Source organism: Microbispora sp. NPDC046973 (genome assembly GCF_040644495.1).
Taxonomy (GTDB): domain Bacteria; phylum Actinomycetota; class Actinomycetes; order Streptosporangiales; family Streptosporangiaceae; genus Microbispora.
In genome coordinates this window covers 127754-152957 of the sequence record NZ_JBEYWQ010000014.1, presented here as the reverse complement: position 1 = coordinate 152957, position 25204 = coordinate 127754, and the positions used below count along the sequence as shown (strand labels likewise).

Below are 25204 nucleotides of genomic sequence, written 5' to 3'. Positions count from 1 at the left end.
CCGCCGGTCGTCATCTGATCACAAAAGGTCTCCAGACGCCGACGGAAGAACCCTGCCGTGCGCCCCGGACCGGCCAGGATGTCACCGACCGCGGCCCGGACGGGGCGGTCGCATCGACGGAGGAGATCGGCAGATGGGCAAGAGGAGTGTCGCCGCGCCGTCGGCCGGCATCGCAGGACTGGCGCTGATGACGGCGCTGACGGTGACGTCGACGGCGTCACCCGCCGGGGCGGCCACCTGCCCGGCGTCGACCACCTGTCCCACGACGGTCACCTTCACCGTCAACGCCCCCGACGGCCTGACGATCACCGTGCCCGACGGTCCGGTGAACATCGGCAGCGGCGCGCCGGGAGGTCAGATCAGCGGCACGCTGGGGCCGGTCACGGTGTCCGACCAGCGCGCCGCGCTCGCCGCGACGTGGGTGGCCACGGTGTCGGCCGCCGCGGGCGGCTTCACCACCGGCGGCGGCACCCCTGCGGAGACCGTGCCCGACACCGCGGTTCTCTACTGGTCGGGCACCGGGACGTACACCGGCGGTGTCCCCGCCGACTTCAGTCCGGGACAGGCGACCGCCGGGGACGCCGAGTCGCTGAACGTGTCGCGCACCGCGTTCAGGAAGGTGAGCGGCTCCGGCGTCAACTCCGCCACGTGGAACCCGACCATCGTCGTCAACGTCCCCGCCCAGGCGGTGGCGGGCACCTACACCGGCACGGTGAACCACTCCGTTGCCTGACCGCCCAACCCCGAGGATCATCGTCGCAGGACTGATCGCGATCGTGCTGCACGCGGCGGTCGTCGCGTCGGCGGCGGCCGCCGGCGACGAGCAGCGGCAGCGCCCGGAGAGGTTCGGCATCCGGCTGCTGGAGATCCCCGAGAACCGTCTTGACGACCCGCGCGCGCACGCGTTCATCGTCGACCACGTGAATCCCGGCACCACGTTCACCCGGCGTCTCGAGGTCTTCAGCACCTCGTCGGAGCGGCAGCACGTGAACGTGTATCCCGCCGCGGCCCGGATCGGCGACGACGGCTTCACGTTCGCCCCCGCGCGCACCGCCAACGAGCTGACCTCGTGGATCACGCTCGACCGGACGTCGGTGGACCTGCCGCCACACGGCCACGTCCCGGTGACGGCCACCGTCGCGGTGCCGCCCACGGCTTCCAGGGGAGAGCGCTACGCCGTCATCTGGGCGGAGATCTCCTCGGCCTCGCCCGGCCCGTCGGGCAACATCGCGCTCGTCAACCGGGTCGGCGTCCGCACCTACCTGGACGTGGGCCCGGGCGGCGAACCGCCGACGACCTTCAGGATCGGCGAGGTGACGGCCGGGCGCGCCGACGACGGGCGGCCGCGGCTTTCGGCCCAGGTCGGCAACACGGGGGAGCGCGCCGTCGACCTGGAGGCCGAGGTGCGGCTGTCGGAGGGGCCGAGCGCGCTCAGCGCCGGGCCGTTCCGCAGCACCCGCGCCACCACCCTGCCTCCCGGCGGCCACGGTCAGGTGACCGTGCTGCTGGGCGACGACCTGCCCGCCGGGCCCTGGAGGTTCCGGCTCACCCTGCGCAGCGGCCGCGTCAGCCGTACGGCCACCGGGACGATCACCTTCCCCGCGGCCGGAGAGCGGGCGGCGGCGGAGCGCGACCCCAGCCTGCCGGTCCTCGCCGCCTGCGCCGCCACGGCCCTCGCCGCCGCGGTCCTCCTGGTCGTGAACCTGCGCCGGTTCCGCCGCCGCCCCCTGGACGGCGAAGCCGCCTGACCCGTACGAGGACCACAGCTCCTGGGCGAGGGGCGGATCAGCGTTCGGCCAGGGCTCTGCGGACCGCGTCGAGGGCCTCCTCCTCTGAGGCCCCGAGGTGCCGCACGGCCCCGGCGAACTCCTCGGCGGCCTCGCGCAGGCGCAGGAGGCCGCCCTCGGCCGCGAGATCGGTGATCGTCGCGGCGCGGCCCCGGCGCAGCTCGACCAGGCCCTCGTCGCGCAGCTGCTGGTAGCCGCGCAGCACGGTGTGCAGGTTGATGCCGAGCGCCGCCGCGACGGCCCGAGCCGACGGCAGCTTGTCGCCGGGGACCGCCGCGCCCCTGGCGACCGCCGCGCGCACCGAGGCCGCCACCTGGTCGGCCAGGGGCTGAGCGGAGGACGGGTCGACGACGATCAGCACTCGGCGGCTCCCCTGGCGCGGACGAGGGACGCGTTGACCAGCGCGGCGGCCGCCTCGGCGTCGCGGGTCGAGTACAGGAACTCCCGCCCGTCCGTGAGCCGCAGCGCCAGCACAGGCCCACGGCCGCTCACGTATCCCCACCCCTTGCTGCTTCCGATCATGCCGAGCCCCCTGCCGGACGCCTCCGGCCGCACCGAGGCGAAGAGCACCGTGTCGTACGGCACGACCCGCCGCAGGCCGCCGAGCCCCGGCAGGCTGACCTCGACGCCGCTGCCGTCGATGCGGAGCCGGGTGCGCGCCGAGAGGACCGCGATGAGCCCCATCAGCCCCATCAGCACCGTCCCCTGCCAGGAGCGTGACAGATTGAAGAGCCCGAACCAGCCGAAGGCGAGCATCGCCGCCCCCTGCAGGAGCGAGCGTGGATACCAGGCGGACACGGCGTAGACGGCCCGCTGGGCCGGCGCGAGCGGCAGCAAGGGCACTCCCCGGGGCGGTGCGGTGCGCGCGCCGGGGGAGGGCGGCAGGGGACCCGCCAGCCACCAGCCCGCGACGCCTCCGAGAAGGGTGAGGGCGATTTCGGCCGGAGCCTGCCACGCCGGCAGGGCCGTGGGCCCCGCGGAGTCGATCAGTGCCGTCACCGCGACACCGTTCCCCGCCGCCATCGAGACGCTCGTGGCGAGGGAACACGCGACCAACCAGCGCTGCAACCCGGGCCAGCGCCAGTAGCGCGTGAACGCGGCGAGGAACACCACCTCGAAGGCTCCCGCGGAGAGGGCGGCCGACCTCAGCCACTGACCCCATCCAGGCGCGTACCGCGGCTCCCAATCGGAGACGTAGGCCCGGGCGGGCAGCCGGTCCCGGAAGACGGCGAAGAGCAGGAGGAGAAAGAGGAGGGCGAGAAGCGGTGGCAGGACGGTCAGGACCAGGCGGCGCGGCCGGCCGGGTCGCCCGGCGTCGTACTGGGGGGAGTCGTACACGAGCCACCTCCCAAACTGTTTGAGTGTCACTATAACAATCAAACAGTTTCGCGGGGAGTCCCCGCTGAGATCTCGTACGGTGGAGCCCGGCATGTCCGGAACGGATGGCTTCGGGAGACCGGCGGGGCAACGACTCGATCGGATAACGGCCCGCCGATCCGCGTGTCCGTGCGTGTTCGATGTCCTTGATGTCGCCGAGATGATCAGTTCTGTAGGGGGAAGCGTGGTTACGGGCGAGGCGGTCCGGACGTCCGGCCAGGGGACGGGCGCCGAAAGGAAGGACTGGCCCCGCTGGACGCCGCTGCTCGCGGGCCTGCTGGCCACCTGTGTCGCCGTCTCCGGCACCACGGCGTCGCTGTCGGCCGACGAGGTGGCGACCTACAGCGCCGCGGTGGCCCGGCCGCTGAGCGGGCTGTGGGGACTCGTCCAGCAGATCGACGGCCACTTCCTGCCCTACTACCTGCTCATCCACGTCTGGTCATGGCTGGGGGAGGCCGAGTGGTGGCTGCGCCTGCCCTCGGCCCTCGCGGCCGGCGTGGCGGCGGGCTTCCTGGCCGACCTCGGCCGCCGGCTGGCCGGTCCTCGGGCGGGCGTGCTGGCCGCGGCGCTGTTCGCCGTGCTGCCGTCGGTGTCCTATCACGGCGCCAACGCCCGGCCGTACGCGTTCGCGGCGGCGGCGGCCGTCGTCTCCGCCTGGGCGCTGCACCGGGTGGCCGAGGCGCCCACAGGCGCCCGGATCCGCTGGTACGCGGCGTCGGTGGCGCTGCTCGGCTGCACGCACCTGTTCTCGGTCCTGGTGCTCCCGGCCCAGTTCCTGGCCGCGCTGCTCGTCCTGCCCCGCCGTACGTTCCTGACCAGGATCGTCCCCGCGACGGTGGTGGGGTGCGTCCCCCTCGCGGTCCTCGCCCTGGTGGGCTGGGGCGAGCGCCACGCGATCAGCTGGATCCAGCCGCACGGGCCCGACGTGCTGCTGAAGTTCCCCAAGCACGCGGCGGGCTCCGACCTCGCCGGGCCGCCGCTGTTCGCCCTCGCCGTCGTGGGAGTGGTGATCCTGCTGCGCAGGTCGGTCCCCTGGGGCGTCCTCGCCGGCGGCTGGCTCGTCCTCCCGCCCGTGTTGCTTCTCGTGATCGACGCGCTGGTGACCCCGGCTTATGTGGACCGTTATGTGTTCGTCACGGCGCCCGCCCTGGCCCTGGCGGGAGGCGTGGCCCTGGCCTCGGTCCGCCTGGCCCCCCTCCCCTTCGCGCTGGTCTGCACGCCCGTCGTCCTCGCCGTCGCGCTGCTGGGGCTGCCCGCGCAGGCCGACTACCGGCAGCGCAACGGCCACTACGACGACTTCCCCGGCGCGGTCGGGGTGATCCGGGCCCGGGAGCGCCCCGGCGACGCGATCGTGTACGGCCAGAGCCGGCTGCGCACCGGCTTCGTCTACTACGGCCGCGAGGGACTTCCCGAGGACGTGCTCCTCAGCGGACCGGGCCCGGGCTTCGAGTACGCGGAGCGGGACGACCTCGCCGAGGCCCTGGCCGGGCGCCGCCGGGTCTGGGTGGTCTGGCGGGGGACGAAGCAGGCCGGGCTGACGGGCAAGAAGATCCCCAAGGTGGCCGCCGTCCGCGCGGCCGGATACCGCCTCTCGACGGCCTGGCACTCCGCGGAACTGCCGGGACTGACCGTCGCGCTGTTCGAGCGCGTCCGCGGCAAGGGCTGAGAGCTGTGGACCGTTTCATTACGGTTGGACATCACGCGCAAGAGTAATTGCCAATTGTGAGTAAAGTTTCTCTCCATGCGACTTACGGTGAAGAGACTTCTGCCGGCCTGTCTCCTAACCGCGGCGTCGATCGCGGGACTCCAGCACCCGGCCGCGGCAGCGGCCCCCGCGCACACGACACATCAGGGAGCGCGGGCGGCCGGGGTGCCGACCGTGGTCCTCACCTTCGACGACGGCACGGCCGACCATCTCGCCGTCGCCAGGATGCTGAGCAGGCGCGGCCTCAAGGGCACCTTCTACATCAACAGCGGCCGCCTCGGCAGGCGCGGCTTCCTGAGCGTGGCAGCGCTGCGGGCCATCGCGAAGGAGGGCCACGAGATCGGCGGCCACACCCTCCACCATCCGCATCTGCCGGAGCTGTTCGACGCCGCGCAGCAGACGGAGATCTGCGACGACAGGCGGGCGCTGCTGAAGCTGGGCTTCGCCGTGCGCTCGTTCGCCTATCCGTTCGGCGCCTTCGACGAGTCGGGCAAGCGGATCGCGATGAGCTGCGGCTACAACAGCGCGCGCGACATCAACGGCCTGTACCGGCCGGACAGCTGCCAGGCCTGCCCGGTCACCGAGACGATCCCGCCCGCGGACCCCGCAGCCGTACGCGCCACGAGCCAGACCCGCCTGCCGCGTACGGCCCGCACGCTGCGTGAGTTCGTCACCCGCGCCCAGCATGAGGACGACCCCGGCGTGGTGACCTTCGTCTTCCATGAGATCAAGAACGGCCCGCGGGACGAGTACGCGACGGCGCCCAAGGAGTTCGCCGCCTTCATCGACTGGGTGGCCCGGCAGCGGAAGGCCAAGAAGATCGACGTGAGGACGATGGGCGACATCGTCGGCGGGGGCGTTTCGCCCGTCCCGTGATCCCGCCTGCCGCGCCAGGTCACAGCGAGTCGTCAGGGCGACCACGACGGTCACAGGGATTCACAAGGTTCGGCTGATAAAAGTTCACCAGCCTGTAAAACGGACGCGCGGGAGGGACACCGTGACGGTGACGACCGGCATGTGCTCGCCGTACGGCTTCACGCGCAGCCCCGCCGAGGAGACCGCGACGCTGTCCTGGAGCGACGACCGGTGGACGGTGGAAGACCGGCCGCTGGCCGTCCCCCTGCAGGCCGCCGACGTCGCCGCCCTCCGGCCGCTGCGCGGGCTTCGGGTGCAGTGGCCGGAGGAACCCGCCGCCGAGGCGCTGCACGCCGTCGCCGGCCTGGCCGCCGCGGGGGTGCCGCTCACCTGTCACGACCCGCCGGGGTGGGTGCGTGAGGCCGATCCCGTGCTCGCCGGCCTGGCCGCGGCCTGGACCCCCGAGGCCGACGACGGCAGGCCCGACTCGGTCGCCGACCTGCGCAGGGAGGAGCACAGCGTGCGCCTGCGCAGGCACGCGCTGCGGGCCGCGGGCGTCGGCACCGGCCTCGCCCCGGTGACCGTCGTCATGGCCACGCGGCGGCCCCACTACGTCGGCCACGCGCTGCGGCAGCTCGCCCGCCAGCGCGGCGTCGGTCTGGAGGCGATCGTCGCCCTGCACGGGTTCCCCGCCGAGCGGGTGCGCGAGGAGGTCGAGCGGTTCCCCCATCCGATAACGGTGGTCGAGGCCGATCCGGACGCGCCGCTCGGGACGGTGCTCAACACGGCGGCGGCACGGGCGTCGACCGGCATCATCGCCAAATGGGACGACGACGACTGGTACGGCCCCGAGCACCTGGCCGACCTGCTGCTCGCCATGGCCTATTCCGGGGCGGAGCTGGTCGGGACCGCGCCGGAGTTCTTCTACCTCCAGCCCCTCCACACGACGATCCGCCGCGTCGACTACAGCAGCGAGGTGTGGGCCGACCACGTGGCGGGCGGCACGATCCTGCTCGGCCGCGAGATCTTCGAGCAGGCCGGCGGCTTCGGGCCGCTGGACCGCGGGGAGGACGCGCACCTCCTGCGCGCGGTCGACGCGGTCGGCGGCCGCGTCTACCGCACCCACGGCCTGGGCTACGTCCTGCGGCGATCGGTCGGGGCCGACCACACCTGGAACCTTCCTCTTGCCCACTTTCTGCGAGTGGCCGCGTACCAATGGCGCGGCTTTCGCCCGAGTGTGATTGTGGAAGCACCATGACGCTACGTATCAGGGGAAATGACTACACCGTCCTCCGGCCGCCCGCCCTCGGGTCGTCGTGGACGCCCCGCCTGCGGGTCAGCGTGGTCATCCCCGCGTACGCCGACCAGGCCAAGCTCGACCTCACGCTCGCCGGGCTGGCCAGGCAGACGTACCCGGCCGACCTGCTCGAAGTGATCGTGGTCGACAACGGCAGCGAGCCGCCGCTGCGCCTTCCGGAGATCCGGCCCCGCGACACGCGGCTGCTGGTCTGCGCGGCGCCGGGCCGGGCGAGGGCGCGCAACACCGGGCTGGCCGCCGCGACGGGCGACGTCATCCACTGGATGGACTCCGACGTCGTCCCCGAACCGGAGGAGGTGGAGGCGCACATGCGCTGGCACCACCTCGCGCCCTACCTGTCGGTCACCTCCTACCTGCGCTTCACCACCGCTCCGCTGCCCGGCCCCGCGGACGTCGCGGGAGCCGAGGACCTGGCGAGCCTCTTCGAGCCGGCCGAGCCGCACGCCTGGATCGAGGACCTGGTGCAGCGGTCGGACGGGCTGACCCGGTCGCCGCGGCCGTTCAGCATCCACATCGGCGGCGCGTCGTCGGTCTCCGCCCGGCTGTTCGAGCGGGCCGGGCCGATGGACCCCGACATGATCCTCGGCCAGGACACCGAGATGGGCTACCGGCTGGCGCAGGCGGGCGCGGTCTTCATCCCCGACCCGCAGGCCAGGGCCTACCACCTGGGCCCGTCCATGCGCATGCGCGACAGCGCGCCGATCAGCCGGGTCAGCCACGCCCTGGTCACCGACCGCGTCCCCGGCTACCGGTGGCTGCGCACCCATCCTTCGCGGCAGTGGAAGGTGCCGCAGGTGGAGGTCCTCGTGGACGCCACCGCGGGATCGTACGACGACGTCAGGGCGACCGTGGACGGCGTGCTGGCCGGCACGGTGACCGACCTCGCCGTGGTGCTGACCGGTCCCTGGGACGAGCTCGCGCCCGAGCAGCGCGCCCCGCTCAAGGATCCGCGCCTCGATCTCGTGCTGCTGCGGGCCCACTACACCCACGAGGGCCGGGTGCGGCTGGCCACGGCGGCGTCCGACACCCGGTCGCCGTACCGGCTGCGCATCCCGCCCGGCTGGGTGCCCGAGGAGGACAGCCTCGGCCGGCTGCTCGACGTGCTGCGCGGACGGGAGCGCGGGCTGGTGAGCGTGCTCCTGGCCGAGGGCCCCGAAGGCGTCACCGCCGCCCGCCTGGAGCGCACCGAGGCGTTCTCCCGGGCCGCCCTCGTCGCCGAGGAGGGCGAGGACCTCGACGACGCCGTGGACGAGATGTTCGGCACCTACTGGGTCGACGGCGAGACCTCGGGCTTCCGGACCGCCGAGGAGGCCCCGGCCTATCTCAATCCCCGCGCCGCCTACCGCAAGCGGGTGCAGGCGCAGGCCGAGGTCGAGCGGCTGACCAAGGAGGTCGAACGGCTGCGCGGACAGGTGACCAGATGGCGCGACGAGGCGACGCGGTGGCGCAAGTCCGCCGTCGAGTTCCGCCGGGAGATCGGCACCCTGCGGCGGCAGGTCTCGGCGCTGCGCGGGCAGGTCTCGGCGCTGCACCGCGCCCGGGGTCTGCGTGGCATCGCCCGGGGCCTCAGCCGGCCCTTCACGTTCAAGAAGACCTGACCGCCCTGCGCCGCCGCCGGCCACCGACGGGTCAGGAGCGGCGGAACAGGCCGCGGCGGCGCGCCGGTGCGGCCTCCGGCTCGGGGACGTGCGCCGCGGCCGGTTTCACGGCGGCCTGCGGTGTTGCCGGTTTCCGGGCGGTCTGCTCCGCGGCGGGCGCGGCCGGTTTCGCCGGAGTCCTGGGAAGCTCCTCGAACTCGCTCGCCGCCGCGTGCCGCACGCCGTGGGTCTGGGCGATCACATCGGCCGGGTCCTCGCCCGGCGCGGCGAGCCTGCGGGCGCGCGCGACGGCCTCGGTCCGCTCCAGGGCGGCCGTGCCCCCGCCGGGCAGGTCCAGGACCAGCATGCCGATGCGCTCCTCCAGCATCGCCTTGACCGCCCGCTCCAGCAGCGCCGGAGCCGGAGGGGCGTCGACGGGCGCGGTGTAGCGGAAGGGGACGGGCGCGGCGGTCGGCGCCGCCCGTTCCGCGAACCGCACCCGCGCGTCGTGCCCGAACGCCGCCCTGACCAGGGCGAGGTCGAACGCCTCGGTCCCCGGCGCCCACCTGCGTCCGCCTTCGAGCGGCGACCAGGGACCGGCCAGCGTCACCACGACGTCGGTGAGCGTGCCCCGCAGCACCGCGTCGACCGCCGCGACGATCCGCCGCTCGTCCGCCCCGGTCACGTCGAAGACGACCTCGACGTACGGGACGAGCCAGCGCCGGCCGGGCTCCTTGCGCAGGTCGCGGCGGAGCGGGACCCGGTGCGCCAGGTGGGCCTCGACGAGCCGGACGATCGACTTGCCGTGTTCACCGCGCTGGGCCGGCAGGCCGAGATGCACGGCGCGGGCCTCCACGTCGGGAACGAACACCGCCCCCGCCTGCGCGAGCCGGTAGGCGAACTCGGTGTCCTGGCCGCGCACCACCTCGGGATCGAAGCCCCGGACCTCCTCCAGCAGGGCCCGCCGCAGGGAGACCGTCGGGCCGGTGCAGACCTGGTAGGGGTTCTTGCTGGCCCGCAGGCCGTCGAGGCGGCGGATGGTCTCCTCGGTCGAGCTGGACACCAGGGCGGACGGGTCGAACAGGTCCTCGGGCGAGCCGTGCCGTACGGCCTCGTGCACCTGCCCGGGGGTGAGGGCCGGCTCCTCGGCGAACTTCTTGCCGCCGATGGTGACGAGGTAGTCGGTGAGGTGATGCCACCGGAACAGCGCCTCCAGGTGGTCCCGCGAGATCACCATGTCGGCGTCGAGACGCTGCACGATCTCGCCCTCGGCCGCCGCGATGCCGGCGTTCATCGCGTGCCCGGCGCCCCATCCGCCGGGCGGCACGACCACGACGCGGGTGTTGTCGGGCCGCAGTTCGGGCAGGCGCAGCGGAGGATCACTGCGGTCGTCCACCACGATCACCTCGGTGAGGTGCGCGGGATAGGTCTGCGCGGCCAGCGCGGCGAGCGTCAGATCGAGGCGGTGCTGCCCGCCGTGCGCGGGGATGACGACGCTCGCGCCGAGCGTGGGCGTCCAGCCGCCGATGGGCGGCGGCGTGAGCGGAGAGTAGTCGTTGTGGCGAATCCTCGGCCGGGGCTCCACGCCCGTCAGGTGGGCCAATCCTCGTCCTTCACAGCGATGGTCAAAGGGTTGGTCCACACTAGCGAAACCCACTGACGGTTCCCTAAGGTGACGCCCAATATGTCCATTTGGTGGACAACGGAGTCCGCACGTCAAACGGTTGGCCGTAGACTCGGTGACCGATACCCCTGGTGACACGCGTATGCGCGCGTGGGAGGAGCGACCAATGTTCAGGGCTTGGCGTGGCCTGATCGAGGAGTACCGCGACCGTCTGCCGGTCTCCACGACGACGCCCGTGGTGACCCTGCTCGAGGGCGGCACGCCGCTCGTCCCGGCCAGGCGGGTGTCCCAGATCACGGGCTGTGACGTCCATCTCAAGGTCGAGGGCCTCAACCCGACCGGCAGCTTCAAGGATCGCGGCATGACCGTGGCGATCAGCAAGGCCGTCGAGGAGGGCGCCCAGGCGGTCATCTGCGCGTCCACCGGGAACACCAGCGCCTCGGCCGCCGCCTACGCCGTGCGGGCCGGACTGACCTGCGCCGTCCTCGTGCCGCGCGGGAAGATCGCGATGGGCAAGCTCGCCCAGGCCCTGGTCCACGGCGCCAGGCTGCTCCAGGTCGAGGGCTCGTTCGACGACTGCCTGGAGATGACCAGGAAGCTCGCGGAGACCTACCCGATCGCGCTGGTCAACTCCGTCAACCCGCACCGCCTGCAGGGCCAGAAGACCGCGGCCTTCGAGGTCGTCGACGCCCTCGGCGACGCGCCCGACGTCCACTGCATCCCCGTCGGCAACGCCGGCAACATCTCGGCCTACTGGATGGGCTACAAGGAGTACGCCGACGACGGCGTCGCCACCAAGCGGCCGCGCATGCTGGGATTCCAGGCGAGCGGCGCGGCGCCGCTGGTCGGCGGCAGCCCCGTTACGCATCCGCAGACGATCGCCACGGCGATCAGGATCGGCAACCCCGCCTCCTGGCGGCTCGCCGAGGCCGCGCGCGACGAGTCCGGCGGCGACATCCAGGCCGTGACCGACCGCCAGATCGCCGCGGCGTACAAGCTGCTCGCGCAGGAGGAGGGCGTCTTCGTCGAGCTCGCCTCCGCCGCGAGCGTCGCCGGTCTGCTCCAGGCGCACGAGCAGGGCCTGCTCACGCCAGGGCAGCGGGTCGTGTGCACCGTGACCGGCAACGGCCTGAAGGACCCCGACTGGGCCATCTCCGGCGCCCCGGCGCCCGTGACGATCCCGATCGACGCCTACGCCGCCGCGGCCGCGCTGGGACTCGCCTGACCGGCCCTCTCATTCCCGCCCATCAAAGGGTTCAGGTGACGAATTGACGGACAGTCACGGTGTCGTCGTCCGCGTGCCGGCGACGAGCGCCAACCTCGGCCCCGGTTTCGACAGCCTCGGCCTCGCGCTCGACCTGTACGACGAGGTGGAGGCCGAGATCTCCGGCTCGCCCGGCGTGCGGATCCTCGTGGAGGGCCAGGGCGCCGGTGAGCTGGACGAGGGCGAGGGCCACCTCGTCGTCACGACGATGCGCGCGACGTTCGACCGCATGGGGTTCGCCCAGCCGGACGGCATCGCGCTGCGCTGCCGCAACCGCATTCCGCACGCGCGCGGGCTCGGCTCGTCGTCGGCGGCGATCTGCGCCGGCATCCTCGCGGCCCGCGCCCTCGTACGCGGGCGGGGCGCGGGGGATCTGCCGGACGCCGAGGTGTTCGCGCTGGCCACGGAGCTGGAGGGGCATCCCGACAACGTGGCGCCGTGCCTGGCGGGCGGTCTCACCATCGCCTGGACCGACCAGTCGGGGACGGCGAGTATGGTGAAACTGACTCCGCACGAGGACGTCCGGCCGGTGGTGTTGATCCCGGATTTCCGGTTGTCCACGGAGGAGGCTCGGGGGCTGCTGCCGAAGGACGTACCGCATTCGGACGCGGCGGCCAACGCGGGGCGGGCGGCTCTGCTCGTCGCGGCGCTCACGCAGAGACCGGAACCCGATCTCCTGCTCGCCGCCACAGAAGACCGCCTGCACCAGAGGTACCGCGCTCCCGCGATGCCCCGCACCGCTGAGCTGGTGCGACGGCTCCGCGAGGCCGGGGTGCCCGCCGTCGTCTCGGGGGCCGGTCCGACGGTTCTCGCGTTGACGACACGGGACACCAAGGATTTGATCGCGCCAGAAGTGGGTAATGACTGGCACATCCAGCCAATGAACGTCGACCCGCTTGGTGCGTACGTTCGGTTTCCCGAGACACGCTGATGCTTCTTCGACCTTCAGGGAATAGCTGTGCGCGCTGGTGATGTTAGGCTGATAGCCGCACCAGGTGCCCCCGTGTTGGGTGCGTGCTTGTCATTCGCACATCGCTGCACTTCGCCTCGCGTCCTTCGACGCGGGCAGGGCGATTTCCCCGAAACCGTTTCCTCCAGTCGGCACACCTTCGGGTGGCGTGGCCGGAGGCGGCGTTCTCGGAGACATGCGCGTTCGAACCACCAAGACATCTGGTCGGTGGCGGCAATCCGGGGGATCGCCCCCGGGCACCTACCGCTCGCGAATCCCGAGGGTCGTCGACACATGAGATTCGCGAAGCCCGACCCGGTCTGTCCCGCCGGGTCGCATCACCGGGACGCCTGGACGCACGATTCTGGCGCCCGACCCCTGGGAAGGACCCTTAGTTGAGCGACACCACCGAACTCCTCTCCGACGGCCAGGCCGCCGGCGACACCCCCACTTCCGCCCCGGCCCGTCCGCGACGTCGCTCCGGCACCGGCCTGGCTGGCATGGTGCTCCCCGAGCTTCAGGCCCTGGCGACCAGCCTCGGCATCACGGGGACCGGACGGATGCGCAAGAGCCAGCTCATCGCGGCCATCCAGGAGAAGCAGGGCGGATCGGGAGAGACCGCGGCCGAGCCGAAGGCCGCCGCCGAAGCGCCCGCCGTCGTCGAGCGCCCTGCCCGTGGCCGCCGGGAACGTTCCCGCGCCGCCGCGGCGCCCGCACCCGAGGCCGCGCCCGCCACGCCCGCCGCCGAGCCCGTCGTCGCGGCTCGTGAGGAGCGTCCCGTGGTCGAGGCCGCGCCCGCCGTGGCCGCCGAGGCCGCGCAGAACGGCGTCGCCGCCGTCGCGGAGCCGCAGGCCGAGGCCGCCCAGTCCGAGACCCGCGCCGAGCGGCCCGAGCGCGGCGACCGCCGCGAGCGCCGCACGCGTGGTGAGCGGGGCGAGAGGGGCCGCGAGCGCGACGGCCGCGGTGACCAGCGCGGTGACCAGCGCGCCGCCGACGCGGGAGACGGCGGCCAGGGCCGTCGTGACCAGCAGGGCCGCGGCGACAACCGTGGCGACAGCCGCGCCGACGGGCGTGACGGCCGTGACGGCCGCTCCGACGGGCGCGGCGACAGCCGTACGGACAGCCGCGCCGACGGCAAGGGCGACCAGCAGGGCGAGGACGGCCGCGGGCGCCGTGGCCGCTTCCGCGAGCGCGGCCGCCGTGGGCGCGACCGCTTCGAGGGCAACGAGCCGGTCATCGGCGAGGACGACGTCCTGATCCCGATCGCCGGCATCCTGGACATCCTCGACAACTACGCCTTCGTGCGGACCAGCGGCTATCTTCCGGGTTCGAACGACGTCTACGTCTCGCTCGCCCAGATCCGCCGCAACGGCCTGCGTAAGGGCGACGTCATCACCGGCGCCGTCCGGCAGCCGAGGGACGGCGAGCGGCGCGAGAAGTTCAACGCCCTCGTCCGCCTCGACACCGTCAACGGCATGGACCCGGAGCAGGCCCGTCAGCGGCCCGACTTCAACAAGCTCACGCCGCTCTACCCGCAGGAGCGCCTGCGCCTGGAGACCGAGCCGAACGTCCTGACCACGCGGATCATCGACCTCGTCTCGCCGATCGGCAAGGGCCAGCGCGGCCTGATCGTGTCGCCGCCCAAGGCCGGCAAGACCATGGTGCTCCAGGCGATCGCCAACGCGATCACGCGCAACAACCCCGAGTGCCACCTGATGGTCGTCCTCGTGGACGAGCGTCCGGAAGAGGTCACCGACATGCAGCGGTCGGTCAAGGGCGAGGTCATCCACTCGACCTTCGACCGCCCGGCCGAGGACCACACCACCGTCGCCGAGCTCGCCATCGAGCGGGCCAAGCGCCTGGTGGAGCTGGGCCACGACGTCGTCGTCCTGCTCGACTCGATCACCCGTCTCGGACGCGCGTACAACCTCGCGGCGCCCGCGAGCGGCCGCATCCTGTCCGGTGGTGTCGACTCGACCGCGCTCTACCCGCCGAAGCGGTTCTTCGGCGCCGCCCGCAACATCGAGAACGGCGGCTCGCTGACGATCCTCGCCACGGCTCTCGTCGAGACCGGCTCCAAGATGGACGAGGTCATCTTCGAGGAGTTCAAGGGCACCGGCAACATGGAGCTCAAGCTCAACCGGTCGCTCGCGGACAAGCGCATCTTCCCGGCGGTGGACGTGGACGCGTCCGGCACCCGCAAGGAGGAGATCCTCATGGCCAAGGAGGAGCTGTCCATCGTCTGGAAGCTCCGCCGCGTCCTCCACGCCCTCGACATGCAGCAGGCGCTGGAGCTCCTTCTCGAGAAGATGAAGGAGACCAAGTCCAACGCCGAGTTCCTGCTCCAGGTGCAGAAGACCACGGTCAGCAACGACCGCGACTGACGCCCTTTCGACCGACGCCCCGGACGGCCGCGCCGTCCGGGGCGTCGGCGTGATCCGCCGGTCCGCCGACCCCGGCCGCCGCGGTGGCCGGCCCCGGGAATAGCCCATGGCCTGGGATGGTTGGTGGATCTGGCACACTGGTAGCCGAACCGCAGCGGTACCGGTTCCCGCGCCGCGCATCACAGGTGTGCCGATGCGCCCAGGCCGTATCAGACGGAGCGACCCGGCGACCGCGCCTAGCGTTAGGACTGAGACATGAAGCCCGACATCCACCCGGAGTACGTGGTCACCCAGGTGACCTGCACCTGCGGGAACACCTTCACCACGCGTAGCACCGCCAAGAACGGCGTGATCCACGCCGACGTCTGCTCCGCCTGCCACCCCTTCTACACGGGCAAGCAGAAGATCCTCGACACCGGTGGCCGGGTGGCGCGCTTCGAGGCGCGCTTCGGCAAGAAGGCCCAGAGCAAGTAGCTCCTCCAGGACGCCGGCTCGGGGGCGCCCCTCTCTTGGGGCGTCTCCGGGTCGGCGTTCTTGGTGATTACGGCCTTTACCGAGGAGCTTGAGCAAAGGAGCGTGCGGTGAACCTCGACGAGATCATGAGTGAGTACGCGGATCTGGAACTGCGGCTCGCCGACCCCGCCGTGCACGCCGACCAGAGCAAGGCGCGGACGTACGGCAAGCGCTACGCCGTCCTCACGCCGATCGTCGCGACCTACCGGGAGCTCGAAGGCGTACGGCAGGACCTCGCGGCCGCGCGCGAGCTGGCGGCGGAGGACCCGGCGTTCGCGGAGGAGGCGGCCGAGCTCGAGAGCCGCATCCCGGTGCTGGAGGAGAAGCTCACCCGTCTCCTGGTCCCGCGCGACCCCAACGACGACAAGGACGTCATCATGGAGATCAAGGCGGGCGAGGGCGGCCAGGAGTCGGCCCTGTTCGCCGGAGACCTCCTGCGGATGTACCTCAGGTACGCCGAGCGGGTCGGCTACAAGACCGAGATCATCGACGCGCAGCACTCCGACCTCGGCGGCTACAAGGACGTCACCGTCGCCATCAAGGGCAGGGAGGGCGTCTGGTCGCGGCTCAAGTTCGAGGGCGGCGTGCACCGCGTCCAGCGCGTGCCGGTGACCGAGTCGCAGGGCCGCATCCACACCTCCGCCGCCGGAGTGCTCGTCTATCCCGAGGCCGAGGAGGTCGACGTCCAGATCGACCCCAACGACCTGCGTATCGACGTGTTCCGCTCCAGCGGGCCCGGCGGTCAGAGCGTCAACACGACCGACTCGGCCGTGCGGATCACCCACCTGCCGACCGGCGTGGTCGTCTCCTGCCAGAACGAGAAGAGCCAGCTCCAGAACAAGGAGTCGGCGCTGCGCATCCTGCGCGCCCGGCTGCTCGCGATGGCGCAGGAGGAGGCCGAGGCGGCCGCGATGGCCGAGCGCAAGTCGCAGGTGCGCACGGTCGACCGCTCCGAGCGCGTCCGCACCTACAACTTCCCGGAGAACCGCATCTCCGATCACCGCGTGGGCTTCAAGGCCTACAACCTGGACCAAGTCCTGGACGGCGATCTCGACGCGGTGATACAGGCTTTGCTCGACGCCGAACTCGCGGAGAAGCTGGCCGCTCATTCGTGAGTCCGCGGCGAGCCTGATGAGGGGACGATGGGAGAAGCGGTGGTGGACGTGGTTCGTCGAATGACCGTGGGCCGTCCCGGCGGCCCGTCCGCCCATGACCGGCGATTCCCCGGCCACGCCGCGACGACCGTGCTGTAAGAGACCATGACCTTCCTGCTCGACGAAATCGCCCTCGCCACCGCCCGGCTCGCCGAGGCGGGAGTGCCGTCACCGCGCACGGACGCCGAGGAGATCGCGGCCTTCGTGCACGGCGTCCCGCGCGGCATGCTGCACACGGTCAAGGACGCCGACTTCGACGCGCGGTTCTGGGAGGGCGTCGCCCGGCGCGAGGCTCGCGAGCCGCTGCAGCACATCACCGGCCGGGCCTACTTCCGCTACCTCTCTCTCGAGGTGGGCCCGGGCGTGTTCGTGCCCAGGCCGGAGACCGAGGTCGTGGCCGGCTGGGCGATCGACCGGCTGCGCGAGATGGACGTCGCCTCTCCCGTCGTGGTCGACCTCGGCACCGGTTCCGGGGCCATCGCACTGTCGATCGCGCAGGAGGTCGCGCTGGCGCAGGTGCACGCCGTCGAGATCGACCCCGTGGCGTACGGCTGGGCCAAGCGCAACATCCTCGAACACGGCCAGGGCCGCACCACCCTGCATCCGGAGGATCTGGCCGACTGCCTGCCGGAACTGAACGGCCAGGTGGACCTGGTCATCTCCAACCCGCCGTACATCCCGCCCGGAGCGATCCCGCGCGACCCCGAGGTGCGCGACTACGATCCCTCGCGGGCCCTGTACGGGTCGGGGGAGGACGGGCTGGACGAGGTGAGGGCCGTCGAGCGCACGGCGCGGCGGCTGCTGCGGCCGGGCGGGTTCGCCGTGGTCGAGCACGCCGACCAGCAGGGCAACGCCGTCTACTGGCTGTTCGCCGAGGAGAACGGCTGGCGCGATGTGCGGTTGCGCCAGGATCTGACCGGCCGGGACAGGTTCGTCACGGCCCGGCTGACCCAGGACTGACTCCGACGGCCCGGCGGGGGCCACGCGGCGGCGGAGCCGGGCGGGACACGTGGAAGGATGGCTTCGTGAGCCGACGGTTTGACTGTGCCGACCAGACTGAGCGGATGACCGGACTGGCCGAGGCGACCTCCTCGGTACGGCGGGGTGAGCTCGTGGTGCTTCCCACCGACACCGTCTACGGGATCGGCGCCGACGCCTTCACCCCTTCCGCCGTCAACGCGCTGCTGGAGGCGAAGGGCCGGGGCAGGGACATACCCGTGCCCGTCCTCGTGGGCACCGTGCGGGCCGCCAACGCCCTCGTGGAGAGCCTCGGGACGTACGGGCAGGACCTGGTGGACGCCTTCTGGCCCGGGCCGCTCACGCTCATCCTCAGGGCCAACCGGTCGCTGTCGTGGGACCTCGGCGACACCAAGGGAACGGTCGCCGTCCGCATGCCGCTGCACCCGGTCGCGCTGGACCTCCTCAAGGAGACCGGCCCGATGGCGGTCTCCAGCGCCAACCGGGCCGGCAACCCGCCGGCGACCACGGTGGACGAGGCCGAGGAGCAGCTCGGCGACTCGGTGGACGTCTACCTCGACGGCGGCCCCTGCGACGAGAACGTGCCGTCCACGATCGTCGACCTGACCACCGCGGTGCCCCGGGTGCTGCGCAAGGGCGCGATCCCCGTGGACAAGATCCGCGGCCTCGTGGGATACCTCGCGACCGAGGAGTGACCGCGATCCGGGCGTGCGTCTTGCATAGTGAGACGCCGTCGCGGCTCTGATCAGGGCGATCGATGCCGTCTGGCTATCGGTCTTCTTTACCGATGCCACCCCGGCTACCGTGAAGTGCGCCGATATCTCTGTGGAGGCGCGCCCATGGCCAAGCTCGACGGGATGGATCCGAAGCTCGTCCGTGAGTTGCTGTCGGAGGTTCAGCACGCCTCGAAGCAGATGGACGGCATCGAGGCCCGGGTCACCCAGTTGACGCGTACGGCCGGCGTCTCGGTGCACGTGACCCACCGGCCGTCGCAGGTGGCCGACGCGTGCTCGACGATGGTCAAGGACGTCACGAACCGCGTGACCCTGCTGGAGAAGAAGGAGAAACAGCAGGGCACAGGCAAGGTACCCACGGCCCACGGAGCCTCCTTCACCGAGGAGAGGGACACCACCGCGCCGGCGGACGATCCGGCGCCGAAGTCCGGCACACAGGGCGACAAGCCCGACCACAAGGCCGACGCGAAGACGGACGAGCACAAGGCCGACGCGAAGCCGGATGCCAAGGGCGACGGCAAGGCGGACGCGAAGCCGGACGCCAGGCCCGAGGGCAACGCGGCCCACGACAAGCAGCACGACAAACAGGACGACACCCGCCCGTCGTCGCATGGTTCCGGCGATGCCGGCACGGCAGCGAAGGGCGAGACCTCCCACCGGGCGCACAGCGCCGCCGACGGCGCGACCCGCGCGAACGGCGACGGCGGTGGGCGTGGCGTGGCCGAAGGGAAGCTGGCGGAAAAGCCCTCCTACGGCACCGTCGAAGGTTCCCTCGCCCAGATGCCCTCCTCGACGCACGGTCCGGCCCACTCCGCCGACACCGCCGGTACGGCCACGGGCACAGGCGCGGGCACGGGCCTAGGTGCGGGCACAGGGACGCCTCCGCCCACCGGTGCGAGCGGCGAGACCGGCGCGGGGATCGGCGGCGGTGCGGGCCAGGCGGGCGCCAACGGCACCGGCGACGCGGGCGCGACCGGCGGCGGCCAGGGACACCAGCCCACGGCCCAGGGACACCAGCCCACCGGCCAGGGCCAGCCGGTCGGCGACGGCCAGGGGGCGGGCCAGAGCGCAGGTCAGACGCAGCCGGTCGGCGACGGCCAGAGCGTGGGTCAGGGCGTGAGCCAGGACCAGCCCGCCGGTCCGGGCCAGCCTGCCGGAGGCGATCAGGTCGTGGGCCGGGATCAGGGTACGAGCCACGTGCAGCCCGTCGGCGACAGCCAGGGCGTCGCTCAGAGCCGGTCCGACGGCGGTTACCAGCCCGTCGCCCAGGGGCAGGACCAGAATCCGGGGCAGGGGACGCCGGCCGATTCGAAGGCGGCGGGGGAGCAGCCCTCCACGGGAGGAAGCGACTCGGCGATCTACGACACCCCTGGCAAGGATCATCCGGACGACATCGATCCCGCCGGCCGGCAGGTGACCGTCGTCGACGGTGTCAAGGTCGTCAGCACCCCGATGAACCAGTCCGGCGCCGAGCACCCGCAGGGCCTCCAGCCGATCGGCACGCCCGGCGTGGACGCGCAGACGGCGACCGGTGCGCACCCGGACGGTCCGCCCGGGTTGGTGCCACCCGCCGAGCCGACCAACCCGGCGGCGAACCAGCCTCCGCAACCCGGCCTCGCGCCCGGCGATCCCATGGGCGCCTACGTCGGCACGCCCGCCGACAACCTCTCCGGTGATCCGCTCGCGGCGGGCGACCCGAACGCTGTGCAGGGGACTCCCGCGAGCCACGGCGCGGTGACGGCGAGCGCCGGCGGTCATGCGTACACGGGCGACACGGCCGCAAGCGGTACGGCGGCCGGGACGTCGCATCCGGCGACCGCGGGGGGTGCCACCGGTACGGCCGATTCGGCTCCTGCGGCGCCCGGGGCGACCGCGACCGCCCGCCCGGCAGGCACCGCCGACGCCGGCGGTACGAGCGGTGCGCCACAGGCGGCAGGTACGTCTGCCACGGCCACCGGCGCGGCGCAACCGTCGGGTGCTGCCGCCACGACGACCGGGACGTCGCATCCGGCGACCGCGGTGGGTGCCACCGGTACGGCCGATTCGGCTCCTGCGGCGCCCGGGGCGACCGCGACCGCCCATCCGGCGGGCACCGCCGACGCCGCACCTGCGACGCCTGCGGCATCGGGCGCGACGGGTACGGTGACCGGCAGCTTGCAGGCGGTGGACACTTCCGGCGCCGGGCACGCCGCGGGCACCACCGGCACGGTGACCGGCAGCCTGCACGCGGCGGGAACGGCGGCCGGAGACGGCCACCCGGCCGCAACGGTGGGGGCCGCGGGCACGACGGGCGCCGGTGGCGATGGCACGACGGGACACACCGGGACGGCCGGTGTGAGCGACAGGGCCGACGACGCGGCCGGGGCGACCGGGCGAGCGTGCGACAACGACTCCGCTACGGGCGCGACCGGGGCGACGGGGGCGATCGGGGCGGCCGGGGACGGCGCGGCGGCGCACGCCTCCGGCGCATACGGCGAGGCGACGCATGGCTCACACGGCGCCGGCTCACAGGGCGCGGGCTCACACGGCGCCGGCTCACACGGGGCGTGGACGCACGGTCACGGCATGCATGGCGCGGGGACGCATGGTCATGGCCTACACGGCGCGGCGACGCATGACGCCGGAACGAACAGCGCGGAGACCGACGGCGGCGTGGAGAGGACTCCGGACACCGGTCAGGCTCCGCCTCCCGACGCCCGATCACTCGCCGCCGCCCAGCCCGGCGACGTGCTCAGCTACCCCGCTCGCCACTCGGGTGACGAGGCCGTGCCGCGCATGCCGGCGGAGCACCATCGGGACATCGAGCCCCTGGACATGCCGGACGTCGGCGTCCCGGAAGGGGAGTGGGGCGAGGGCGACTGGGTGGCCAGGAAGGTCCAGCCCGACGGGGCCGCCGGCCGCGTCGAAGCCGTCGAGGTCGTCATCCGGAAGCCGGAGAAGTGACGCGTGCGAGCGACGTTCCCGCTCGGGCGGGATCGGTCATGGACCGGGACCCGGGCAAGCCAGGAGGAGGCCGGAACGGTGCGGGGCGGGGCGACCCGATGAGCAGAGCCGGGCGGCGGCCCGCCGGAGTTCCCGAGCCAGAGCATCCGATGACCAACGCCGGCCTGGTGGCCGGCTTCGCACAGGAGGCGCGATCGTGAGTTTCGTCGACCCGCCGGCGCCGACTCCGCTGCAGCCGGGGGAGACCCCGCCGGCGCCGTCGAGCACCGACCTGCTCTCGCCTGGCGGGCAGCCGACGGGATGGGTGTTCAACCCGGAGTACCAGAAGCTCGTCGACCTGTGGCTGCAGGTGGTCCCGCTGATGGACCAGCTCACCAAGTCCCTGGACAAGCCGTACGAGATGGCGCGGAGCAGGGACGTGTGGGACGCTCCGGTCGCCGAGCGGTACGTCCAGGACCTCGCCGAATGGCGCAACCGGCTCGGGATGTACCGCCAGGCGGTGCTGACGGCGATCAGCGACCAGGCGGCGGACACGCCGCGCTGGATTCCGGCCAAGGCCGGCGCGCCGCACGCCTTCACCTCCTGAGCATCCTTCGGCAACCTCCTGAACAGCGACGACGCCCGCACCACGGCCCGCGGGCGGTCTACTCTTGGAGCGAAGACCGCCACGGGATTGTGAGCCGGTTCCATGGACAGTTCGGAGCCGTTCTACGGGCCCGATTTCGCCCGGCTCGCCGCGCAGGACCCGGATGTCGCCCAGGTGCTGCTCGACGAGGTCGCCAGGCTGCGCGGCGGGCTCCAGCTCATCGCCAGCGAGAATCTGTCCTCGCCCGCCGTCCTCGCCGCGCTCGGCTCGGCGCTAAACGACAAGTACGCCGAGGGCTACCCGGGCCACAGGTACTACCGCGGTTGCGAGGCGGCCGACCGGGCCGAGCAGATCGCCGTAGAGCGGGCCAAGCGGTTGTTCGGGGCCGACCACGTCAACGTGCAGCCCTACAGCGGCACCACGGCCATCCTGGCGGCGTACGCGGCCCTTCTGCAGCCGGGGGACACCGTCCTGGCACTCGCCCTGGAACACGGCGGCCACATCACCCACGGGTCCAAGGCCAACTTCTCCGGCAGGTGGTTCCACGTCGTCTCCTACGGGGTCCGGCGGGACACCGAGACGATCGACTACGACGAGGTGCGGGACCTCGCGCTGCGCCACCGGCCCCGCGTGATCGTCTGCGGCGCCACGGCGTATCCCCGGCTGATGGACTTCGCCGCCTTCCGCGACATCGCCGACGAGGCCGGAGCCTGGCTGCTGGCGGACGTCGCCCACGAGATCGGCCTCATGGCCGGTCACGCCATCCCCTCGGCCGTGCCGTACGCGGACGTCGTGACCTTCACGACCCACAAGTCGCTGCGCGGCCCGCGCGGGGGAGGCGTGCTGTGCACCGGCGAACTGGCGTCGGGGATCGACCGGGCGGTGTTCCCCTTCAGCCAGGGAGGGCCGCTGATGCACGTCGTCGCGGCCAAGGCGGTGGCGTTCGGCGAGGCGCTGCGGCCCGAGTTCCGGGCCTACGCCGCGTCGGCGGTGGACAACGCGAGGACCCTGGCGGAGGGGCTGGCGGCCGAGGGGCTGCGCCCGGTGTCGGGCGGTACCGACACCCACCTCGCGCTGGTCGATCTGCGCGGCGCCGGGGTGAGCGGGGCGGAGGCGGAGCGGCGCTGCGCCGAGGCCGGCATCCTGCTCAACCACAACGCGATCCCGTACGACCCGGCGCCCGCGACCGTGACCTCCGGGATCAGGGTCGGCACGCTGTGCGCGACCACCCAGGGCATGGGCGCGGCGGAAATGAGGGAGATCGCGTCTCTCGTCGTCCGGGCCATCAGGCAGCCGGGTGCGATAACGTCGGTCCTCGAACGGGTAAAGGGGCTGACCGCGACGCATCCGGCATATCCCCGTCAGGGATAGGGCGATCTATGTCTTTTGCCCGTCACAACCGATCCGCCTATCCAGGAAACTAGGTCCGTGCGCGAATATCTCCTCTTGGCGCTCGTGGCGGCCGCGGTGACGTACCTGCTGGTGCCGCCGGTCAGGGCGTTCGCGCTGCGCATCGGCGCGGCGCCCGAGGTGCGGGAGCGGGACGTGCACACGGTGCCCACCCCACGCCTGGGCGGGCTCGCGATGTTCGGCGGGATGGCGGCGGCGCTGCTGGTGGCGAGCAAGCTGCCGTACGTCGGCGGCGCGTTCGACAGCGGCCAGACGGGCCAGACGGTCATCGGCCTTCTCGCGGCCGGCGGCCTGATCGTCGTCACCGGATTCCTGGACGACTGGCTGGGCATGGACGCGCTCGTCAAGCTGGGCGGCCAGATCGCGGCGGGCGGGCTGCTCGTCTACTTCGGTGTGTACCTGCAGTTCCTCCCGCTGCCCCAGTCGATGGGCGGTTCCCAGGCCCTCGACAGGACCCTGTACACGATCCTCACCATCATGATCGTGGTCGTCGTGATCAACGCGGTGAACTTCGTGGACGGACTCGACGGCCTGGCCGCGGGGATCGTCGGGATCGCGGCGATGGCCACCTTCGCCTACTCGATCGTGCTGCAGCAGACCGCGAGCGGTTCGCGGATCAACGGGACGGCCGCCATCGCGGCCATCCTCATCGGGATGTGCGCGGGCTTCCTGCCGCACAACTTCAACCCCGCGAAGATCTTCATGGGCGACACCGGCGCCATGCTGATCGGGCTGCTGCTCGCCACCTCGCTGATCACGAGCCTGTCGTCGGTCGAGCCGGACGCGGTCGTCGGCAAGATCAACCGGTTCCCGGTGATCCTGCCGCTGGTGCTGCCGATCGCGGTCGTGGTGCTCCCTCTGGCCGACCTGATCATGGCGGTCGTCCGGCGGACATCGGCCGGCCTGTCCCCCTTCGCCCCCGACCGCGGCCACCTGCACCACCGGATGCTCGACATCGGCCATTCCCATCGGCGCAGCGTCCTGATCATGTACGCGTGGACGTTCCTGTTCGCCTTCGCGATCGTCGGCCTGTCGATCGGCCGCGTGCCGCTCATAGTGTTCCCGTTGACGATCGTGCTCGCGGTGGCGGTCCTGGTGATCATGGGCTTGCCCCGGTGGCGATCACGCCGCACCGCGACGCAGGACGACAAGGGCGACCGGAAGATCGGAGCGCATTCTGCCGGGAGCCGCTCGTCCGGCCCCGGCTCCGCCAGACGCGGGACGACGGAGCACGACACGCTCGTCTACCCCGTCGTCCCCCCGCCCGCTTCGCCCGTCACTCCCGGTCATGCCGTTCCGGCCGCCCCCGGCCAGGCGGTTCCCGGCAGGCTCACGGCGCAGGGCCGGCACCCCTATCCGGGGCAGGGCGCCCCGGGTTCCCCGGAGATCCCTCCCACCACTTCCCGGGCCGACACCGGGACCTTCCTCTGAGCCGTCCCCGCAGGTCGACGGCGACCCGAAACGGCAGGTAAAGGTGGCACTCCGGGGCTTGTGATAGCTTTCACTAGCAAGGGGCGAGGCCAACGACGCCCCAGCAGGTAGCAATCGCTCGTTTGACAACCGATTCTGGAGTCCCATTGCAGGCCAACGACGTGCGCGTTCTCAAGGGCGCCGCCGTGCCGACCTTGGTCGTCGGTCTCCTCGCCGCGCTCGTCGCGGTGTTCACGACCGGGGCCAAGGGTGCGTTGGGCGCCGGCATCGGTCTCGTCCTCGTCGCCGTCTTCTTCACCGTCGGCCTGGTCGTCGTCTCCTGGGCCGGCCGGATCTCGCCCATGGCGATGATGGCGGCCGCCGTGCTGGGCTACGTCGTCAAGGTCCTCGCGATCATGGCGACGCTCAAGGCCTTCGAAGACACCACCGCGTTCGACTCCCGCGTGTTCGCGCTGAGCGTCATCGCGTGCACGCTCGCCTGGACCGTCGGTGAGATGCGCGGATTCATGAAACTGAAGATGCTCTACGTGGAGCCCGAGGCGAAGATTCCCGGGCAGGGCCGCGGATGATCACGCGTACGGGGCAGCCCGATATGACTAGTCCGCATGGCTCCTG

The 25204-nt window shown here is 72.3% G+C and carries 21 protein-coding genes; 18 read left to right on the top strand and 3 right to left on the bottom strand.

Translation table 11 applies throughout. The features are described from left to right. Positions 1–133 precede the first annotated feature (133 nt). Positions 134–733 carry a hypothetical protein gene (locus ABZ860_RS25050; RefSeq protein ID WP_357224376.1) on the top strand — a complete coding sequence of 200 codons (600 nt, stop codon included), beginning with the start codon at positions 134–136 and terminating at the stop codon, positions 731–733. Continuing rightward, entirely contained in the window at positions 726–1748 is a 1023-nt protein-coding gene (locus tag ABZ860_RS25045; protein WP_357224374.1) for a hypothetical protein, read from the top strand. Before ABZ860_RS25050 ends, ABZ860_RS25045 begins: the two co-directional genes overlap by 8 nt. Before the next feature lie 37 nt (positions 1749–1785). On the opposite strand, the gene ABZ860_RS25040 is transcribed toward ABZ860_RS25045, so the two are convergent. After that, entirely contained in the window at positions 1786–2148 is a 363-nt protein-coding gene (locus ABZ860_RS25040) for a GntR family transcriptional regulator (protein ID WP_357224372.1), read from the bottom strand. Then, positions 2142–3125 (bottom strand): hypothetical protein, encoded by a 984-nt coding sequence (locus ABZ860_RS25035; protein WP_357224370.1) that lies wholly within the window; start codon positions 3123–3125, stop codon positions 2142–2144. Before ABZ860_RS25035 ends, ABZ860_RS25040 begins: the two co-directional genes overlap by 7 nt. 223 nt (positions 3126–3348) lie before the next feature. On the opposite strand from ABZ860_RS25035, the gene ABZ860_RS25030 reads away from it, so the two are divergent. The 4 genes from ABZ860_RS25030 to ABZ860_RS25015 all read left to right on the top strand — a co-directional run bounded on the left by ABZ860_RS25030 (position 3349) and on the right by ABZ860_RS25015 (position 8640). Continuing rightward, positions 3349–4830: a glycosyltransferase family 39 protein gene (locus tag ABZ860_RS25030; protein ID WP_357224367.1), complete on the top strand. Its 1482-nt coding sequence runs from the start codon at positions 3349–3351 to the stop codon at positions 4828–4830. 204 nt (positions 4831–5034) lie between these two features. Beyond that, positions 5035–5745, top strand: a complete 711-nt coding sequence (locus ABZ860_RS25025) for a polysaccharide deacetylase family protein (protein ID WP_357224364.1) — start codon at positions 5035–5037, stop codon at positions 5743–5745. 121 nt (positions 5746–5866) lie between these two features. After that, positions 5867–6982, top strand: coding sequence for a glycosyltransferase (locus ABZ860_RS25020; protein WP_357224362.1), 1116 nt, complete (start codon positions 5867–5869; stop codon positions 6980–6982). Next, positions 6979–8640 (top strand): glycosyltransferase, encoded by a 1662-nt coding sequence (locus tag ABZ860_RS25015; RefSeq protein WP_357224359.1) that lies wholly within the window; start codon positions 6979–6981, stop codon positions 8638–8640. Before ABZ860_RS25020 ends, ABZ860_RS25015 begins: the two co-directional genes overlap by 4 nt. Positions 8641–8671: 31 nt before the next feature. On the opposite strand, the gene ABZ860_RS25010 is transcribed toward ABZ860_RS25015, so the two are convergent. Then, complete coding sequence (locus ABZ860_RS25010) at positions 8672–10222, bottom strand: glycosyltransferase (protein ID WP_357224357.1); 1551 nt, start codon at positions 10220–10222, stop codon at positions 8672–8674. A gap of 187 nt (positions 10223–10409) precedes the next feature. Here ABZ860_RS25010 and thrC point away from each other — a divergent pair, with 187 nt between their 5' ends. From thrC to ABZ860_RS24950, 12 genes are all read left to right on the top strand, one after another. Continuing rightward, positions 10410–11468, top strand: coding sequence for a threonine synthase (gene thrC, locus ABZ860_RS25005; RefSeq protein WP_357044286.1), 1059 nt, complete (start codon positions 10410–10412; stop codon positions 11466–11468). A 43-nt stretch (positions 11469–11511) separates the two neighbouring features. Continuing rightward, positions 11512–12438: a homoserine kinase gene (thrB, locus tag ABZ860_RS25000; RefSeq protein ID WP_357224355.1), complete on the top strand. Its 927-nt coding sequence runs from the start codon at positions 11512–11514 to the stop codon at positions 12436–12438. A 413-nt stretch (positions 12439–12851) separates the two neighbouring features. Then, entirely contained in the window at positions 12852–14840 is a 1989-nt protein-coding gene (gene rho, locus ABZ860_RS24995; protein WP_357224353.1) for a transcription termination factor Rho, read from the top strand. A 255-nt stretch (positions 14841–15095) separates the two neighbouring features. Continuing rightward, complete coding sequence (rpmE, locus tag ABZ860_RS24990) at positions 15096–15314, top strand: 50S ribosomal protein L31 (RefSeq protein WP_079317149.1); 219 nt, start codon at positions 15096–15098, stop codon at positions 15312–15314. A gap of 107 nt (positions 15315–15421) precedes the next feature. Then, a complete protein-coding gene (gene prfA, locus ABZ860_RS24985) occupies positions 15422–16468 on the top strand; it encodes a peptide chain release factor 1 (protein WP_357224350.1) in 1047 nt (348 codons plus the stop codon). 144 nt (positions 16469–16612) lie between these two features. Continuing rightward, on the top strand, positions 16613–17467 hold the full coding sequence (gene prmC, locus ABZ860_RS24980) for a peptide chain release factor N(5)-glutamine methyltransferase (RefSeq protein WP_357224348.1): 855 nt from the start codon (positions 16613–16615) through the stop codon (positions 17465–17467). Between the two features lie 104 nt (positions 17468–17571). After that, the gene (locus tag ABZ860_RS24975) at positions 17572–18180 is read left to right on the top strand and encodes an L-threonylcarbamoyladenylate synthase (RefSeq protein WP_357224345.1); all 609 of its coding nucleotides are present in this window, start codon (positions 17572–17574) and stop codon (positions 18178–18180) included. A gap of 144 nt (positions 18181–18324) precedes the next feature. Next, the gene (locus ABZ860_RS24970; RefSeq protein WP_357224342.1) at positions 18325–21162 is read left to right on the top strand and encodes a hypothetical protein; all 2838 of its coding nucleotides are present in this window, start codon (positions 18325–18327) and stop codon (positions 21160–21162) included. A 196-nt stretch (positions 21163–21358) separates the two neighbouring features. Continuing rightward, entirely contained in the window at positions 21359–21748 is a 390-nt protein-coding gene (locus ABZ860_RS24965) for a hypothetical protein (protein WP_357224341.1), read from the top strand. Positions 21749–21850: 102 nt separating this feature from the next. Further along, positions 21851–23119, top strand: coding sequence for a serine hydroxymethyltransferase (gene glyA / locus ABZ860_RS24960; RefSeq protein ID WP_357224338.1), 1269 nt, complete (start codon positions 21851–21853; stop codon positions 23117–23119). A 57-nt stretch (positions 23120–23176) separates the two neighbouring features. After that, on the top strand, positions 23177–24589 hold the full coding sequence (locus ABZ860_RS24955) for an MraY family glycosyltransferase (RefSeq protein ID WP_357224335.1): 1413 nt from the start codon (positions 23177–23179) through the stop codon (positions 24587–24589). A 146-nt stretch (positions 24590–24735) separates the two neighbouring features. Continuing rightward, positions 24736–25158 (top strand): hypothetical protein, encoded by a 423-nt coding sequence (locus ABZ860_RS24950; protein WP_357224334.1) that lies wholly within the window; start codon positions 24736–24738, stop codon positions 25156–25158. The last annotated feature ends 46 nt before the right edge of the window (positions 25159–25204 follow it).